The 16,677-nt window shown below is 71.2% G+C and carries 20 protein-coding genes; 11 read left to right on the top strand and 9 right to left on the bottom strand.

Going from position 1 to position 16,677, the window contains the following annotated elements; translation table 11 throughout:
* Positions 1-17: 17 nt before the first annotated feature.
* Positions 18-182, bottom strand: a complete 165-nt coding sequence (locus RS86_RS20725; protein WP_181158297.1) for a hypothetical protein — start codon at positions 180-182, stop codon at positions 18-20.
* Positions 183-303: 121 nt separating this feature from the next.
* A complete protein-coding gene (locus RS86_RS05020) occupies positions 304-558 on the bottom strand; it encodes a hypothetical protein (RefSeq protein WP_045271128.1) in 255 nt (84 codons plus the stop codon).
* Between the two features lie 206 nt (positions 559-764).
* On the opposite strand from RS86_RS05020, the gene RS86_RS05015 reads away from it, so the two are divergent.
* Complete coding sequence (locus RS86_RS05015; protein WP_045271231.1) at positions 765-1,649, top strand: SDR family oxidoreductase; 885 nt, start codon at positions 765-767, stop codon at positions 1,647-1,649.
* Between the two features lie 13 nt (positions 1,650-1,662).
* Here the strand turns inward: RS86_RS05015 and RS86_RS05010 are convergent, their stop codons facing one another.
* Complete coding sequence (locus RS86_RS05010; protein ID WP_045271127.1) at positions 1,663-1,881, bottom strand: hypothetical protein; 219 nt, start codon at positions 1,879-1,881, stop codon at positions 1,663-1,665.
* Positions 1,882-2,123: 242 nt separating this feature from the next.
* Between RS86_RS05010 and RS86_RS05005 the strand changes: the two genes are divergently transcribed.
* Positions 2,124-2,462 carry a hypothetical protein gene (locus RS86_RS05005; RefSeq protein ID WP_045271126.1) on the top strand — a complete coding sequence of 113 codons (339 nt, stop codon included), beginning with the start codon at positions 2,124-2,126 and terminating at the stop codon, positions 2,460-2,462.
* A 24-nt stretch (positions 2,463-2,486) separates the two neighbouring features.
* Here RS86_RS05005 and RS86_RS05000 read toward each other — a convergent pair whose 3' ends face one another.
* Positions 2,487-2,681 carry a hypothetical protein gene (locus RS86_RS05000; RefSeq protein ID WP_045271125.1) on the bottom strand — a complete coding sequence of 65 codons (195 nt, stop codon included), beginning with the start codon at positions 2,679-2,681 and terminating at the stop codon, positions 2,487-2,489.
* A gap of 351 nt (positions 2,682-3,032) precedes the next feature.
* On the opposite strand from RS86_RS05000, the gene RS86_RS04995 reads away from it, so the two are divergent.
* A complete protein-coding gene (locus RS86_RS04995) occupies positions 3,033-3,794 on the top strand; it encodes an SDR family NAD(P)-dependent oxidoreductase (RefSeq protein WP_045271124.1) in 762 nt (253 codons plus the stop codon).
* Between the two features lie 48 nt (positions 3,795-3,842).
* Entirely contained in the window at positions 3,843-4,700 is an 858-nt protein-coding gene (locus RS86_RS04990; protein ID WP_045271123.1) for an SDR family oxidoreductase, read from the top strand.
* A gap of 361 nt (positions 4,701-5,061) precedes the next feature.
* Here RS86_RS04990 and RS86_RS04985 read toward each other — a convergent pair whose 3' ends face one another.
* The gene (locus RS86_RS04985) at positions 5,062-5,886 is read right to left on the bottom strand and encodes an ankyrin repeat domain-containing protein (protein ID WP_082076578.1); all 825 of its coding nucleotides are present in this window, start codon (positions 5,884-5,886) and stop codon (positions 5,062-5,064) included.
* Between the two features lie 162 nt (positions 5,887-6,048).
* Between RS86_RS04985 and RS86_RS19795 the strand changes: the two genes are divergently transcribed.
* Complete coding sequence (locus tag RS86_RS19795) at positions 6,049-6,765, top strand: DUF3592 domain-containing protein (RefSeq protein ID WP_052680084.1); 717 nt, start codon at positions 6,049-6,051, stop codon at positions 6,763-6,765.
* Positions 6,766-6,774: 9 nt separating this feature from the next.
* Here the strand turns inward: RS86_RS19795 and RS86_RS20910 are convergent, their stop codons facing one another.
* Positions 6,775-7,371 carry a ribosomal protein L7/L12 gene (locus RS86_RS20910; protein ID WP_045271122.1) on the bottom strand — a complete coding sequence of 199 codons (597 nt, stop codon included), beginning with the start codon at positions 7,369-7,371 and terminating at the stop codon, positions 6,775-6,777.
* A 75-nt stretch (positions 7,372-7,446) separates the two neighbouring features.
* Between RS86_RS20910 and rlmN the strand changes: the two genes are divergently transcribed.
* Positions 7,447-8,700 (top strand): 23S rRNA (adenine(2503)-C(2))-methyltransferase RlmN, encoded by a 1,254-nt coding sequence (rlmN, locus tag RS86_RS04970; RefSeq protein ID WP_045271121.1) that lies wholly within the window; start codon positions 7,447-7,449, stop codon positions 8,698-8,700.
* Positions 8,701-8,794: 94 nt separating this feature from the next.
* On the opposite strand, the gene RS86_RS04965 is transcribed toward rlmN, so the two are convergent.
* Both RS86_RS04965 and RS86_RS04960 read right to left on the bottom strand, forming a co-directional pair.
* Complete coding sequence (locus RS86_RS04965; protein ID WP_045271120.1) at positions 8,795-9,271, bottom strand: SixA phosphatase family protein; 477 nt, start codon at positions 9,269-9,271, stop codon at positions 8,795-8,797.
* Positions 9,272-9,476: 205 nt separating this feature from the next.
* A complete protein-coding gene (locus RS86_RS04960; RefSeq protein WP_045271119.1) occupies positions 9,477-10,391 on the bottom strand; it encodes a LysR family transcriptional regulator in 915 nt (304 codons plus the stop codon).
* 63 nt (positions 10,392-10,454) lie between these two features.
* On the opposite strand from RS86_RS04960, the gene RS86_RS04955 reads away from it, so the two are divergent.
* Genes RS86_RS04955 through RS86_RS04945 form a run of 3 tightly spaced genes read left to right on the top strand, consistent with a single transcriptional unit; the run spans position 10,455 to position 13,280 of the window.
* A complete protein-coding gene (locus RS86_RS04955) occupies positions 10,455-11,228 on the top strand; it encodes a 3-hydroxybutyrate dehydrogenase (protein WP_045271228.1) in 774 nt (257 codons plus the stop codon).
* Positions 11,225-12,181, top strand: a complete 957-nt coding sequence (locus RS86_RS04950) for an alpha/beta fold hydrolase (protein WP_200892750.1) — start codon at positions 11,225-11,227, stop codon at positions 12,179-12,181. The genes RS86_RS04955 and RS86_RS04950 overlap by 4 nt, the downstream gene beginning before the upstream one ends.
* Before the next feature lie 31 nt (positions 12,182-12,212).
* Positions 12,213-13,280 carry an alpha/beta fold hydrolase gene (locus tag RS86_RS04945; RefSeq protein ID WP_045271118.1) on the top strand — a complete coding sequence of 356 codons (1,068 nt, stop codon included), beginning with the start codon at positions 12,213-12,215 and terminating at the stop codon, positions 13,278-13,280.
* A 106-nt stretch (positions 13,281-13,386) separates the two neighbouring features.
* On the opposite strand, the gene RS86_RS04940 is transcribed toward RS86_RS04945, so the two are convergent.
* On the bottom strand, positions 13,387-14,022 hold the full coding sequence (locus tag RS86_RS04940; RefSeq protein ID WP_045271117.1) for an NAD(P)H-dependent oxidoreductase: 636 nt from the start codon (positions 14,020-14,022) through the stop codon (positions 13,387-13,389).
* A 64-nt stretch (positions 14,023-14,086) separates the two neighbouring features.
* On the opposite strand from RS86_RS04940, the gene RS86_RS04935 reads away from it, so the two are divergent.
* The gene (locus RS86_RS04935) at positions 14,087-14,665 is read left to right on the top strand and encodes a TetR/AcrR family transcriptional regulator (protein WP_045271116.1); all 579 of its coding nucleotides are present in this window, start codon (positions 14,087-14,089) and stop codon (positions 14,663-14,665) included.
* Positions 14,666-14,859: 194 nt separating this feature from the next.
* The coding region (locus RS86_RS04930; RefSeq protein ID WP_152642076.1) for a DUF4407 domain-containing protein at positions 14,860-16,677 on the top strand (1,818 nt) is incomplete at its 3' end.

Raw genomic sequence — 16,677 nt, 5'->3', positions numbered from 1 at the left:
TCAGTGCCCTGCGGCCGTCACGGCGCCCGGCGACCCGTGACCGACCGGAGCAACCAGGCGATCACGGCGAGGACGAGCAGTACCAGGCCGACCCAGAGCAGGAAGTTCAGGGACTGCACGAGGCCACCCGTGATGGCCAGGATGATGGCCACGATGATGATGATGACGAAGAGGATGTTCATGACGGACTCCTTCCAGGTGCCGCGGGTGCGACCGCCGACTCACGGTAGGCGGTGACGATCGCCGCTGCACAGGGGCTTGACGGCGAGGGGTGCGGGATGGCAGGGCCCGGTGCGCAGCGGTTCACGCCGGCCCGCCCGCACGCCGTTGCTGCGGCGGCGCGCTGCGCACGGCCTCCAGCACGTCCGCAACCGAGTCGTAGCGGATCCTCTCGGCCACGGGCTGCAGCCAGATCACCTCCACCTGTTCCGCCGAGAGCCGGCTCACGCAGGCGACCGTGTGCCGCGCGTCGCTGCGGTCGAAGCCGTCGTCCAGGATCAGCCATTCGCTCTCCGTGAGCCTGCGCATCTCGAAGCGGGCCGGTGTCGTCATCGACATCTCACTCCCCTCGTCCACGGAGGAGGATGAGTCCTGCATCGACCCGCGTCACGGCCCTTGACAGCCCGGCCGGCGGAGGTCTATCAGCGGCGCGCACACTGCACCGAGGAGGCGTGCTGTGTCGGCGTCGCCGTCACCCGTAGACAACCCGATCGCGATCGTCAAGCCCCTCGTCGGTCCGGTGCGCCCTGTCTAGCGTGCCCGGCATGAGCTACAGCATGACCGACCCGCGCACCAAGTACCCGCCGTTGCCCGACCCGCCGGATCCGGGGAACGACCAACCAGGGCTGCTGGAGGAGACGGAACCGCGCCCGGACCACGGCGAGGAGAGCTACCGTGGCTCCGACCGATTGCCCGCACGGCACGCGCTGGTCACCGGCGGCGATTCCGGGATCGGACGTGCCGTGGCGATCGCGTTCGCGCGGGAGGGTGCGGATGTGGCGCTCAGCTATCTGCCTGAAGAGCAGGCGGACGCGGAGAACACCGCGGACTGGATCCGCAGGGCCGGCCGACAGGCGGTGCTGCTCCCGGGGGACCTCACGGACGAACAGGGATGCGCAGATCTGGTCGCGGATGCCGCCGAGAGCCTCGACGGGCTCGACATCCTGGTCCTGAACGCCGGATATCAGCGCAGCAGGGGGGAGATCGACGACGTCCCGCCGGAGGAGTTCGACAAGGTCATGCACACCAACCTCTACGCTCCGTTCTGGCTCGCGCAGGCCGCGCTGCCGTTTCTGTCGCCGGGATCCTCGATCATCGCGACCACGTCGATCCAGGCCTACGACCCGTCGCCAGGGCTGTTCGACTACGCGCTCACGAAAGCGGCCCTCGTCGCCTTCGTGCAGATGCTCGCCGAGCAGCAGGGACCGCACGGGATCCGCGTCAACGGCGTCGCCCCCGGGCCCATCTGGACGCCGCTCATCCCGGCGACGGCCTGGCCGAGGAAGCTGCCGACCTTCGGCGAGGACACTCCTCTCGGCTGCGCCGGGCAGCCTGCGGAGCTCGCGGGCGCATACGTCTTCCTCGCCTCCGAGGATGCGTCCTACGTCTCGGGCGGCATCATCCCCGTCACGGGCGGGCGCCACCTCTGAGCGGCACCGGGCGTCAGTCCACCATTTCCTGCCGCGTGCGGATGAACGTGCGGTCACCGTCGCTGAGCTGCGCCGACGGATCCACGGCCTCGCCGATGATCCGCTCGATCTCCTCGCGGACGTCGTCGGGCACGACCCCGTCGTCCTGTTCTTCCAGTCGCTGCTTGGAGCGCGCGGACAGGTGGGGCCACCACTTGTGGACCTCGGGCAGCAGGTGGATTTCGGGAACCATGATCTCCTCCTTCTTCACCGGCGGACGTCAGAGACCACCGCGTCCAAGGTGCTGATCCTGAGGCTCCGCGTGGCACGAACGCTACGCGCCTGTGCTTGGTGGCGCCTGGGACTTCCGGTTCGGGCGGTGCAGACGTATCATCCCCGAGCCATGCGCGTCGAGGGGGTCCCGCCGCGCAGTTTCGCAGACCATGATGTGGGGTGAGGGCGATACGCGGGGAACGATCAAGGAGACGGAACGAGATGGGCAGATTCAGCTACGAGGGCCAGACGCATGCGGATCTGGACGACCGCGCGCTGGCTCACGTGCAGATGGTGGTCGCCAACAAGCTCCGCCGCGGGGAGCCGTTCTACTTCACCTGGAAGGACGACCCGAGCATCGGGCACGGTCGCACCTCCGTCTGGATCCACCCCTCGTGCACCATGGTCTTCACCTACCACGGCGGCCGCCGCCCGCCCCTGAACCGGCTCTGGGTCGAGGCGCTCAGCCAGCTGGCGAATACGCCGGGGGGTCTCCGGCTGATCCCCGAGCCTTCACAGGTCGACGAGATGCAGGTCGACGACAGCGGTCAGATCCAGTGACGGCGGGGTGAGCCGCCGGGGCCGTCAGCCCCGCTCACCGGGCCGACGCGACGACGTCGCCGCGGCGCGCTTGCCGTACGGATCCTCACCGGGTTTCGCGTACGGGTCATCCGACTCCTCCGGACCGTGGCGCCGGGCGCTCGCCGCATGCCGGTACCCGGTTCTCTCCGGGCCCGCGTGATGCACGTTCGGCGGGGGTCCCTCGTCGATTTCGCTCATCGGTCTCTCCTCTGCTGAGCTCCTCTGCGGGGCATCGTCTCGGCCCAGGGTCCGCGATCACGGCGCTCGCGGCCAGGGCCTTGACAACCGCCTCCTGATGTCCTCGGTCGCTTCTCCCGTGACTCGGATCCCCCGCCCGCCGAGGGGCGGATCCTGTGACATCCGCTGGTGCGGGGCCGTAGGCTCGCATCGACGACGATCCCCGCCGTCCGTGCCGTCGGGTCTCCGATCCGTGCGGGCGCACGGTGCGTGCGGGGTGAGACGCGGACTCACGTAAGCTGAGACTCAGTCGCAGGCCTCGAAAGTGGCCGTGCCGTCTCACGGAACAGAGCTGTTCGAAAGGAGTGGGCAATGCAGATCCAGGGATCCGGAGCCCTTGTCACCGGCGGTGCCTCGGGGCTCGGCCTCGCCACCGCACGACGCCTCGCCGCCGCCGGTGCGACCGTCACGATCATCGACCTGCCGAGCTCGAAGGGTGCGGAGATCGCGGAGGAACTGGGTGGCGTCTTCGCCCCGGCCGACGTGACGAACCCCTCGGAGGTCGCCGCAGCCGTCGCCGCAGCCCAGGCCGCGGCGCCGCTGCGCATCGTGGTGAACTGCGCCGGCATCGCCCCGCCCGCCAAGGTGCTGGACCGCGACGGCAACCCCGCCGACCTCGCCGGCTTCGAGCGGATCGTCCGGATCAATCTCGTGGGCACGTTCAACGTGATTTCGCAGGCTTCCGCGGTGATCTCGAAGAACGAGCCCCTGGACGGCGGCGACCGCGGAGTCATCGTGAACACGGCGAGCGTCGCGGCGTTCGACGGTCAGATCGGACAGCCCGCGTACTCGGCGTCGAAGGGCGGCGTGCACGCGATGACGCTGCCGATCGCGCGCGAGCTGGCCCGCTACGGCATCCGCGTGTGCACGATCGCCCCCGGAATCATGGAGACCCCGATGCTCGCGGGCCTGCCGCAGGCCGCGCAGGACTCGCTCGGCGAGCAGGTGCCCTACCCGGCCCGCCTAGGCCGGCCCGACGAGTACGCCTCGCTCGTGCAGCAGATCGTCGAGAACGGCTACCTGAACGGCGAGACGATCCGTCTCGACGGCGCGATCCGGATGGCGCCCAAGTAAGCGGATCCGGATCCGCCCTTCGATGACCGCCACGAACCCGAGGAAGACATGACCGAGACTGCCTTGACCACCGACAGGCCCCTCGCGGGCAAGACCATCCTGATGTCCGGCGGCAGCCGTGGCATCGGCCTCGCGATCGCCCTGCGCGCGGCCGCCGATGGCGCGAACATCGCGCTGTTGGCGAAGACGGACACCCCGCATCCGAAGCTCGAGGGCACGATCCACACCGCCGCCGAGCAGATCCGCGCGGCCGGCGGCCGGGCTCTGCCCATCCTCGGCGACGTGCGCGACGACGAGAGCGTGACCGAGGCCGTGCTGAAGACGCAGGGCGAGTTCGGCGGCATCGACATCGTCGTCAACAACGCGAGTGTGATCGACCTGTCCGGATCCCTCGACCTCGCCGCCAAGAAATACGACCTCATGCAGGACGTCAACGTGCGCGGCACGTTCATGCTGTCCCGCGCCGCGGTGCCGGTGCTCAAGGACGCCCCGAACCCGCACATCCTGTCGCTGTCGCCGCCGCTCAACATCACGCCGCGATGGCTCGGGGCGCACACCGGCTACACGCTCGCGAAGTACGGCATGACGATGGCGACGCTCGGCCTCGCAGCTGAATTCGCGAAGGACGGCATCGCCGCGAACACGCTGTGGCCGCGCACGACGATCGCGACGGCCGCGGTGCAGTTCGCGCTCGGCGGCGACCGGATGATGAAGGTCAGCCGCACGCCCGAGGTGTACGCCGACGCCGCCTACGCGGTGCTCGCACAGCCGGCGCGCGAGTACACCGGGCAGACGCTGATCGTGGAGGACGTGCTCGAGGCCGCGGGCATCACGGACTTCTCCGGCTACGCCGCCGTCCCCGGTACCCCCGACGACCAGCTGTTCCCGGACATCTTCCTGGACTGAGGCGGACGGGTCCTCTCGGGCTTCTCCTGGTTTTGGGGCGCGTCCCTGCCGTTCGGGGCGCGTCCCGCCGGTGATTCCCGGTGTGGTGCGCCCCAAAACGGAAGAGGACGCCCCAAAACCGGGGCCGGAGCCAGGGCCGGAGCCAGGGCCGGGGCCAGGTCCGGTTCCGGGTTCCGGTTTCGGGTTCCGGTTCCGGTTCCGGGTTCCGGTTCCGGGGATCCTGGTTCCCCCCGGCTTTGGGGCGCGCTTCTCCCGTTTTGGGGCGCGTCCCTGCCGCTATTTCCGGGATGGTGCGCCCCAAAACGGGAGGCTGCGCCCCGAAGTCAGGGTCGGGACGGGCGGCGAGGGCTCCAGGCCGGCCTCAGGCCTCGTCGATCGCGGCGACGATGTCGCGGTATCCGTGCGAGGCGGCGAGGTCGCGTGGCAGCACTCCGTCGCCGTCGCGGATCGTCACGTCGGCGCCGCCGGCGATGAGGGTGCGCACGATGTCGACGTACGTCTGCGAGCCGTCGCCCAGGACGATCGCCTCATGCAGCGCCGTCCAGTTCAGGTTGTTGACGTGATTCGGATCCACGCCCGCGGCGAGCAGGATCCTCACGGTGCTGAGGTGGCCGCGCTCGGAGGCGGGGATCAGTGCGGTGCCGCCGTAGCGGTTCGTGCTGCGCAGGTCGGCGCCGTGCTCGAGCGTCGCCCGCAGGATCTCGTCGTGCCCGCGCGCGCCCGCGTACAGGTACGCGGAGTCGACGATGTCGTCCTTGGCGTTCACGTCGGCGCCGGCATCGATGAGCGCGAGGGCCGCGTCGATCCGGTTGCCCTTAGTGGCGGCGATCAGGGCGGTCATGCCGCCGGATCCACGCGCCTCCAGGTCGGCGCCCTCGGTGATCGCGGTGCGGACGGCGGCAGCGTCACCGGCCGTCGCGGCGTCGAACAGGCGGGAGTTCAGAGCGGTCATCTCGGCCTCGGTTCTGGGGGATGCGGGGGAGGGGCTCGCCACCGCGGGAGACGTGCTGGTGACGGTCGGCGTGGATTCCGGCGCGACCGCCGCGCAGCCGGCGAGCAGGAGTGCGGTCACGCCGAGCCCGGCGATCGCGCCGGCGGCGCGCTTCCGGAACGGGGCGGGATCCTCCCGGTGCGGCGCTCTGTCCGGAGGGCGGGCGACGCACGGCGGAGGCGAGGTATCGGGCATGAAAATGGTATACCACGCGAGGGTGGGCATCTCCTGAGGCGGCGTCGCTCGATCCGGGCAGCGGCGATCCGGTCCCTCGGCGGGTTCGTGCGAAGAACCCTTGTCGAGTCCGCGCGAAGAAACATCGAGCGGAGAAGCGCCTCGCTGTGCTGAGATCGTGGCATGAGCACGATCGATCCGGACGCCGCATGGCGAGAGCATTCGCCCCGGCGGACTACCGGGGCGAGTCTCCTCGTCCCCGGCTTGCTCCTGCTCGGTGCGGGTGCCGTCCTGGCATGGGCGCTCACGCGCGGCGCTGCGACGGGCTTCTCCGATGACGCGCAGGAGCAGGACGTCGCCGCGATCATCGCGGCGATCGCCTCGTTCTTCGTGCTCCTGATCGCGCTCGGTCTTTGGGTCGGCGTCGCCTCGCGCAATCCGCGTCTGCCCGGCTGGCTCACTGCGGTCGGTATCGCGGTGCTCGGTGCGACCGTCGGCCACGCGGTCGTCGCGCTGCCGCCGGAACTGCTGCAGGATCCGGTCGTCGATCCGCTGGCGTTCGGGCTCGCGATCGCCGCGGTCGCCCTCCTCGGGCTGGGGCTGGTCGCGCGCGCCGGCAGGGCGCGTCGCCTCGACGCCGCCGACGAGCTGGTGCGCACCACGACCCCGGTCACCGGCTCGGTGACGAATCAGGGCTACACGCACTTCGACGACGCGAGCCGGATCCTCACCGCCGTCACGTATACGTTCCGCGACGCCGCAGGGCAGCAGCGCTGGGTCAAGCGCGCCGCGACGATCGACGTGCGCAACCCGCTCGTGAACGGCGAGGAGGTCGACGTCTGGTTCGACCGTCAGGATCCGTCCGACGAGAACCGGATCGTGATCCGTCGCCGGGTCTGAGAAGCGGACTCAGCGCCAGGACTCGACGGCGTTCTTCGAGTCCTTCAGACCGAGGCCGGTGGCCTCGCGCAGCAGCTTGATCGCCGCGATCTTCTGCTCCGCGGCGATGAGGCGTCCGATCTCGGCGCGCACGTTCGGATCGAGGTGCGCGACCGCCTCGGAGGCGGACAGCTCGCCGGCGTACGAGGGCGCTCCGGCAGGGCGGGAGTCGGAGCGGGTGAGCGAGACGGGAGCCGAGTTCATCGTGCCGGGTGCCGACGGGATCCAGGCGTCGATCTGGTCCTTGGCCGCGCGCAGAGAGAGGCCGGAGTGCTCGCGCAGCACCTTGATCGCCGAGATCTTCTGATCGGCGGCGACCAGCGCGTCGATCTCCGCGATGACGGAGGGGGCGAGCGGACCGGGAGTCGCCGGCGACTCCCGGCGCGTCGAGGCCGCGGCGGACGTGGCGGCTGCGGCCCGCGCGGCGGGCGTGGCGGCTGATGGCGTCGCGAGGGTGGTTCCCAGCGGCTCCGGCGCCTTCGGCCGGATCGCGCGCAGGGTCACGGCGATGACGATGAAGAGGATGACGATCACGCCGGCGAGGAGGATCCAGATCCAGAGGTCCATGCCGCCAGCGTACGGGGCGGATCCGCCGGGCCGCGCCCAGCGCCTTCGCACCTTGCAGGCTCTACCCTGGAAGACATGTCCGAGACTCCTGCGTCCGCCCGCTCCGGCGCGCCCGCGACGCGCGCCGCCCAGGTGCGCCCCGCCACCGAAGGATGGACGCAGAAGAAGGATGCCGAGGGGCGCCCGCTGCTGCAGTTCGCCAGCCCCAAGCGGGGCAAGCCCCCGGTGCACCTCGCCGACCTCACGCCCCCCGAGCGCATCGAGAAGGTCAAGGAGCTGGGCCTGCCCGGATTCCGCGCCAAGCAGCTCGCGACGCACTACTTCACGCACTACACCTCGGATCCCGCGCACATGACGGATCTGCCCGCAGGCCAGCGCGACGAGCTCGTCGCGGGGATGCTGCCGCCACTGCTCACCGAGGTGCGGCGCCTGGAGACCGATCGCGGCGACACGATCAAGTTCCTCTGGCGTCTGCACGACGGCGCGCTCGTCGAGTCGGTGCTCATGCGCTACCCGGGCCGCATCACGCTGTGCGTGTCGAGCCAGGCCGGTTGCGGCATGAACTGCCCGTTCTGCGCCACGGGGCAGGCCGGACTCACGCGCAACATGTCGACGGCCGAGATCGTCGAGCAGATCGTGCGTGCCAACCGCCTGATCACAGAGGGGGGCCTCGGCGGCAAGAAGGCCGACGACCACTCCATGGAGCGCGTCTCGAACATCGTGTTCATGGGGATGGGCGAGCCGCTCGCGAACTACAAGCGCGTGATGGATGCGGTGCGCGTCATGGTCGCGCCCCAGCCCGAAGGTCTCGGCATGAGTGCCCGCGGCATCACCGTGTCGACGGTCGGCCTGGTCCCGGCGATCAACAAGCTCGCCGACGAGGACATCCCCGTCACGTTCGCGCTCTCCCTGCACGCGCCCGACGACCAGCTCCGCGACGAGCTCATCCCGGTGAACTCGCGGTGGAAGGTCGACGAGGCGCTCGACGCCGCCCGCCGGTACTTCGAGAAGACGGGACGTCGCGTCTCGATCGAGTACGCGCTGATCAAGGACATGAACGACCACCCCTGGCGCGCCGACCTCCTCGCGGAGAAGCTCAACGCCCGCGGCCGCGGCTGGGTGCACGTGAACCCGATCCCGCTGAACCCGACCCCCGGATCCATCTGGACCGCGTCGGACAAGGACGTGCAGGACGAGTTCGTCCGTCGTCTCAACGACGCCGGCATCCCGACGACCCTCCGCGACACCCGCGGCAAGGAGATCGACGGCGCCTGCGGCCAGCTCGTCGCCACCACCGAGGACGAGGCCGCCGCCGCCGCGATGGCCTGACCCGCCACTTCCGAGTCGTCCCCATCAGCGGAGCCTATGGCGTCCGCTGACGGGGACGACTCGCAGGTAGTGGGGACGTAGGGAGGGGCCTGGATCAGTCGCGCGGGGTGCGCAGGCGGAGCAGGGTGCCGGAACCCTCGATCAGCTCGGACCAGGAGGCGACGTCGACCGCGCATTCGGCGACCGCGCATGTCGGGAACTCCACGAAGGATCCGGTGAGCTCGGCCACTGCATCCGCCATCCCGGGGTTGTGCCCTACGAGCATCGCGACCTCGACGTCATCCGGGAGAGCGGACGCGATCCCGAGGATCGTGCGGGCGGACGCCGCGTAGAGCGCGGGCTCCGCGACGACGGCGAGTCCGAACGCCGCCGCGTACTCGCCGGCCGTGCTGCGCGCGCGGATCGCCGTGCTCGACAGGATCCGCTGCAGGCGCACATCCTCGTCGCGCAGCCGACGGGCCATCATCGGGGCGTCCCGGCGGCCGCGTGCGTTCAGCGGGCGGTCGTGATCGCGCAGGCCGGCCGTATCCCAGTCGGACTTCGCGTGGCGCGCCAGCAGCAGGGTCTTCACACTCCCCAGCGTGCCACCAAGGGGGCGCCGACGCATGCCCCCCCCGCTCATGCTTCGGGTCGTCCCTGTGAGCGGAGCCCCTGGGGTGCGCTGGTGGGGACGACTCGAAAGTGGGGTGCCCGCACGTTCCGCCGCCATTTCGGGTCGTCCCAGTGAGCGGAGCCCCTGGGGTGCGCTGGTAGGGACGACTCGGAAGTAGGGGGCGTTACGCCGGCTTGCCGAGCAGGTGCGGGCGCACTTCGGTCAGGCGGGCCTGGAGCGCCTCGAGGAACGCCGCGATCGCGGGCTGGTTCAGCGCCTCGGGGCGCGCGATGAGCCAGTACGGCAGTCGCTCGTCGATCTCGTCGGGCAGCACGCGCACCAGATCCTCGTGCTGATCCGCGAGGAACGCGGGCAGCAGCCCGTAGCCCGCACCACCGCGGGTGGCGTCGACGTGCACGTACACGTTCGTGCTCGCCACGGCGTCGTGCATGCCAGGAACCGCGCGCCGCGCGTCGTCGAGGGAGTCGACGTGCAGCATCGACTCGATGAAATAGACGAGCGGCTGCCCGGCCAGCTCCTCCGGATCCTGCGGCGCCGGGTGCTCGCGCAGCCAGTCGCGGCTCGCGTAGAGGCCGAGTGCGTAGTCGGCGAGGTGGATCGCGCGCGCCCGCCGCACTTGCGGACGCCCCACCACGACTTCGAGGTCGGCGCCCGTGCGCTGATGCGAGGCCTGCCGGGTTCCCGTGATCAGCTCCAGCTGCACCTCGGGATGGACGCGCCGCAGCGCGGCCATCGCGGGAGCGGCCACGAATCCGCTGAACCCGTCCGTCGCGGACAGCCGGATCAGCCCGCCGATCCGCGCGGTGTCGCCGCCGTCCAGGCGTCCGAGCGCCCGCTCCACGCCCTCGGCCGCGGCCAGGGCGCGGGAGCCGAGCGGCGTGAGCTCCCACCCCGCGCCCTCGCGCGAGAGCACGCGCCCGCCCAACTGCGCCTCGAGGGCGGCGATGCGGCGCGCGACGGTGGTGTGGTTCAGCCCGAGCTGCGCTCCGGCGGCGGTGAACCGGCCGCTGCGCGCGACTGCGAGCAGCACGAGCAGGTCGTCCGCGCTGAGCGGCGGTGCGGGGAAGTGCGCGTCCATCTGTGCAGTTTTGCATAGCCGGATCCCCTTCCGTCGTGCGCGAGGGTGAACTACCGTGCAGGCATGGCAGCGCAGCGATCCCCGGGACCCGACACCGACCTCCGGGGGCGCACCGCCCTCGTCACGGGAGCGGGAAGCGGCATCGGGGCGGCGTGCGCCAGGGCGCTCGCGCAGGACGGGGCGCACGTGCTGCTGCTGGACCGCGACGCGGAGGGGGCCGCCGCGGTGGCGGCGGAGATCGGCGGCGAAGCTCTGGCGATCGACCTCGGCGATCTGGACGCGCTCGCTGCCCGCGCCTTCGACGCCGACATCCTCGTGAACAACGCGGGGCTCCAGACCGTGGCGCCCATCGTCGACTTCGACCCCGCGATGTTCCGCCGCATGCTCGACATCATGGTCACGGCGCCGTTCCTGCTCATCCGGGCCGTGCTCCCCGGGATGTACGCCCGCGGGTGGGGGCGGATCGTCAACATCAGCTCCGTGCACGGCCTGCGCGCGAGCGAGTACAAATCGGCCTACGTCACCGCCAAGCACGCCCTGGAGGGGCTCTCCAAGGTGACGGCGCTCGAGGGCGGCCCGCACGGGGTCACGAGCAACTGCATCAACCCCGGGTACGTCAATACGCCCCTCGTGCAGAAGCAGATCGCGGACCAGGCCCGCACGCACGGCATCCCCGAGACCGACGTCATCGAGAAGGTCATGCTCGTCGAATCGGCGATCAAGCGACTGCTCGAGCCCGAGGAAGTGGCGGATCTGGCGCGGTGGCTGTGCGGTCCGACCGCGGGCTCGGTCACGGGGGCGTCGTACACGATGGACGGCGGATGGAGCGCGCGGTGACCGACAACGGGTTGCGGGGAGCGGAGGGCACTGATCCGGCGCGCGCCGCGGCCGCCGTGACCGTCGCGGCCGAGGGGGCCGTGGATCCGGTCTTCGCGACCGCGGCGGCCGCGCCCCAGACACTCGCCGTCACGTCCTTCGGCCCCTCGTCCGACGCCGAGGCCGTCCTCGCGATCCACGGCATCACCGCCAACGGCCGCTCCTGGGACACGGTCGCCGCTCTCCTGCCCGCGCGGCGCATCCTCGCCCCCGACCTCAGGGGAAGGGCGCGCAGCAACGCGCTTCCCGGGCCCTACGGGCTGCGCCGGCACGCCGAGGATCTCGCCGCGGTGCTTGATGCGGACGGCGGCGGTGCGCGCACGGTCCTCGGGCACTCGATGGGCGCGTTCGTCGTGGTCGCGCTCGCCGCGAGGCGGCCCGACCTCGTGGCCCGCCTCGTGCTCGTCGACGGCGGGTTCCCGCTCGCGCTGCCGGAGGGGGCGAGTGCCGACGACCTCGACGTCGCCGCGCTCCTGGGCCCGGCCGCGCAGCGGCTGTCCATGGAGTTCTCCGACGAGGACGCCTATCTGGATTTCTGGCGGATCCATCCCGCCTTCGCCCGGGACTGGTCGAGCGCGGTCGAGACGTACGCGCGACACGACCTGGACGGATCCGCCCCGCACCTGCGCTCCTCCACGGTCGCCGCCGCGATGCTTCAGGACGGCGGCGAGCTGTACGGGCCGGACTGGTACCTCGACGCACTGCGCGGGCTGCGCATGCCGGTGACCGTGCTGCGCGCGCCGCGGGGGCTGCTCGACGCGGATCCGCTCTACGCTCCGGGAACGCTCGACCGGTTCCGCGCACTCGTGCCGCAGTTGCGGATCGTCGAAGTACCCGATGTGAACCACTACACGATCCTGTTCGCCGAGCGGGGCGCCGTGCGCGTCGCCGCCGAGGCGGACGCCCGACCCTGACCGCATTCCCTGCTCTCCCGAAGGGGCCGACATGACCGCCACCCTGTTCGACGGCATCACCGCACGCCGCGTCGAGACGCCGCGCTACGCCGCCAACGTGCTCGAACGCCCCGCGGCAGATCCTGCGGCGCCGACTGCGACGGTCGTGTTCGTGCACGGCAACGTGTCGTCGGCACTCTTCTACCAGCCGACGATGCTCGCCCTCCCGGCGGACGTGCGCGCGCTCGCGATCGACCTCCGCGGCTTCGGCGACAGCGAGACCAAGCCCGTCGACGCGACCCGCGGGCTGCGCGACTTCGCCGACGACGTGCGCGCGGTGCTCGACGCCCTCGGCCTCGACGCCGTGCACCTCATCGGCTGGAGCATGGGCGGCGGCGTCGTGCTGCAGGTCGCGCTGGATGCGCCGGAGCGCGTGCTCTCGCTCACCCTGGAGTCGCCGGTCTCGCCCTACGGCTTCGGCGGCACGCACGGCCCGGACGGCGCGCGCAACGACGCGGACGGCGCCGGCACGGGCGGCGGCGGGGCGAACCCGGACTTCGTGGCGCGACTGGATGCGGGCGACACCACGGATGAGGCGCAGACCTCGCCGCGCACCGTCTACCGCACTGCGTACGTGGCGCGGCCCGAGACGCAGACCCCGCACGAGGACCTCTGGGTCGCGTCGATGCTCACCACGAAGACGGGTCTCGACAACTACCCGGGCGATGCGGTCGGATCCGACAACTGGCCGGGATTCGCCGCCGGCGCCCGCGGCGTGCTCAACACGATGGCTCCGCAGCATCTGGATCTGTCGGGCATCGTCGATCTCTCCGTGAAGCCCCGGATCCTCTGGATCCGCGGGGAGAAGGATGCGATCGTGTCGGACGCCTCGTTCTTCGACCTCAATCAGCTCGGCGCGCTCGGCGTGATCCCGGGCTGGCCGGGGGAGGGCGTCGCACCCGTGCAGCCGATGGTGACCCAGACCAGGGCCGTGCTCGAGCGCTACGCCGCGAACGGCGGGGAGTATCGCGAGGTCGTCCTGCCCGAGGCCGGGCACGCGCCGCACCTCGACGAGGCAGAGGTCTTCGATCGCGAGCTCGCCACCCACCTCGGGTTCTGAGCCCCTCACCTCTCCCTATCTCCGAGTCGTCCCCATGAGCGGACGCTATGGCGTGCGCTGATGGGGACGACCCGGAGATGGAGGGGGCATAGGGAGGGGCGCCGCGTCAGGCTGACGCGGTCGCGGTCGCGGTCGCGGGCACGTGGGAGGCCTGTGCCGGGGTCGCGGTCTTCGCGTCGCGGGCGCCGTCCGCCGCGCCGAGCCGCGCGGCACGATCGAACCACGCTTCGATGCGTGCGGGAGAGGCGTCCTTCACGCCGAGCATCCGCGTGGTCCGCACGTCCCTGATTCCGCAGAACCGCATGGTCGCACGGGCGACGTGCGTCTGTCCCGGCAGGCCGGTGAGAGGGCGGAAGTACCAGGGGGTGTCCGCGAGCAGCAGCAGTCGGCCGTGCGGCGCGGTCAGCAGCCCCTCGGGGAGTCCGGAGGGGCGGTACCGGTACTCCTGCTGGGGCAGCAGGCTCCTGTCGAAGAAGCCCTTGAGCAGTGCGGGAACGGATCCCCACCACAGCGGCGTCGCGACGACGACCGTGCGGGCGGCGTGCAGGGCCTCCCGCGCCTCGACGAGGTCGGGTTCGAGCGTCATGCGCTCGCGGTAGCCGTAGCGCAGGATCGGGTCGAAAGCGAGATCGCGCAGGGCGAGCACGCGCGCATCGCCATGCGCCTCGGCGTATCGCCGGGCGAGTGCGGCGGTGAGGGAACGGGCGTCGGGGTGGCCGTCGATGACGAGGGCGGCGGGCATGCGATCTCCAATCTGGACACTGTCAACTAGGTGGACACTGTCAAGATAAGAGAGGATGTTGCTCGTGTCAAGTTCACGTTCCGGGTATCACCACGGCGATCTCGCGCATGCGCTCGAGGACGCGGCGATGCAGCTGCTCGCGGAGAAGCCCGCGAAGGAGATCAGCCTGCGCGAGGTCGCGCGCGCCGCGAACGTGAGCCACAACGCGCCGTATCACCACTTCGCCGACCGGAACGGCCTGATCAGGGCGATCGCCGAGCGCAGCATGGCGGATCTGCTCGCGCTCGTGCGGGCAGCGATCGCCGCGAGCACCGACCCGAGAGCGGCGCTGCGGAACGGCGGCGGCGCCTACATCCGCTTCGCGGTCGAGCATCCGAACGCCTTCGAGGCGATCTACGATCCGACCGTGTGCGTGCCGGGATCGCCCACGGCGACGATGGCGCCGCTCATCGCCGGTCTCGAGGAGGCACTGGGGGAGGCTGCGCTCGCCGCAGGGCTGGACCGCGCCGCGGACGCCGTGGGCTTCTGGGGGCTCGTGCACGGCCTCGGCACGCTCTCCGCGGCCGGGCATTTCCCGATCGAGGTCGCGCTCGCCGGATACGAGAGCGCGGTCGATCGGATGCTGCCTCACGCCTCCGTCTGACCCCCCGCGGAAACCGACTTCCTCCGCCTTCGACCCTCTCCATCTCCGAGTCGTCCCCGTGAGCGGACCCCATAGCGTCCGCTGACAGGGACGACTCGAAGGTGGAGGGTCCATAGGCGGCACCTCGGATCCGCCCGGCCTGCGCCCAGGGTTCGCCCACCGCTCTTACAGGCGGGTTTTCGTACGGTTGAGGGATGTCCTATTCCGCCCACCGCCCTGGCCGCATGGATTCCCAGGGCCGGATCGCCTTCGACGTCGATGGACAGCCCGACCCCGCGAACCCCTCCGACCCGGCCGCCGAGGACCCGTTCATCTTCGTGCGCGACTACACGCCGACCGGATCCGATCCCGCCGCCGAGACCGCTCCGATCGAGCCCGTCGCCCCGCCGCGTCCGCCCGCGCCGGCGCCCGTGCCGGAGCCGGAGCAGATGCCAGAACCCGAGGCCGAGCCCCGCATCGAGGACCTGCTCGCCGCGGCCGAGGAGCCTGCCGCGCCGCACACCCCGGAGCCGGCCGCCATCGTCGAGCCCGCTCCGGTCGTCGCCACGCCCGCACCCGCGCCCGCCGCCGCGCTGCCGCCGAAGCAGCCCAGGCCCCCGAGACAGCCGAAGGCCCCGCGCGAGCCCCGCCCGCAGGGCTGGTTCTGGCGCCGGCTGGCGATCCTCGGCGGCGCCGACGGCACGATCCTCGACCGCGTCCCCACCGAGCAGCCGCGCTTCGTGCAGATGTTCTTCGTGCTGGCGGGCACCGCGCTGGTGTCCGCGCTCTCGATGCTGTTCGCCCTCACCACGGGCGTGCAGGTGCTGGTCTGGCTGGCCGTGCCGCTCGCCATCGTCTGGGCGCTGCTGATCTTCAACCTCGACCGCTTCCTCACCTCGACGATGCGCTCGACCCGCAACATCTGGCGTCTGCTGGGTCTCGCGATCCCGCGTGTGCTGATGGCCGCGATCATCGGGTTCGTCGTGGCCGAGCCGATCGTGCTGCAGGCGTTCCACAACGACATCGCCCGTGAGGTCACCGCCACCAACCTGGTGCAGGCGCAGTCCGACCAGAAGGCCGTGACCAGCGGTCCTGAGAAGAAGGCGCTCGACGCGGCCTCCGCTCGCCTCGCCGACCTGCAGAACCAGGCATCGACCGGCATCGTGAAGGGCACGTCCAGCGACTCCGCCTCCCAGAAGGCGGCGCAGGACACGGTCACCAAGATCACCGGTCAGATGACGGACCAGCAGAAGGTCATCGACCAGGCGCGTGCGCTGTACCAGTGCGAGCTCACCGGGCAGGGTGCAGGCACGGTGCCCGGCTGCACCGGCGTGCAGGGGGACGGCGCGAGTTCGACCGCGGCGAAGTCGCAGCTCGACCAGTCGCAGCAGACCTATGACGCGCTCGCCGCGCAGCTGCGGCAGGCCAACACCGACCTCGAGTCCGCGGACAGCTCGTCGAAGACGGCGACCTCGGCCACCGAGGCGCAGAACCGCCAGCAGGCGAAGGACCAGATCCCCACCGCCGAGCAGGCCTACAAGACCGCGCTCGACGCATACAACGCGCGGGCCGCGTCCGTGGCGGGCACGAACGCCGGTGCGGTGGGTCTGCTCAGCCAGATCTCGGCACTCGACCGCCTCTCCGCGAAGGAGCCCGTGCTGGGCTTCGCGCACTGGCTGATCGCCGCGCTGTTCTTCATGATCGAGCTGCTCCCGGTCATCGTGAAGGTGCTGACCAGCTGGGGAGAGCCCTCGCTCTACGAGAAGGCCGAGGCGATCGCGAAGCAGGTCGAGCTCGACCGCGTCACGTCGAAGGGCTACCGCGACCGCGCCGCGATCATCGCCGAAGAGGCGAAGCACCGCGCCTTCGCCGACGCGCACGAGGCCGAGACGGCCGCCGCGGCGTCGGATCCGGCTCCCGCGTCAGCGACGGCCCCCGTTCCGGTGAGCATGCCGGATCCCGCGACCGCGCCCACGACCGCGCTCCCAACGGTCGCGGCCGAGGCCGCCCCCGCCCCGCCCGCGCACACGGCC

This window comes from Microbacterium azadirachtae, from assembly GCF_000956505.1.
GTDB lineage: Bacteria > Actinomycetota > Actinomycetes > Actinomycetales > Microbacteriaceae > Microbacterium > Microbacterium azadirachtae_A.
The sequence above is the reverse complement of the archived record's forward strand: the minus strand, read 5'-3'. Positions and strand labels throughout refer to the sequence as shown.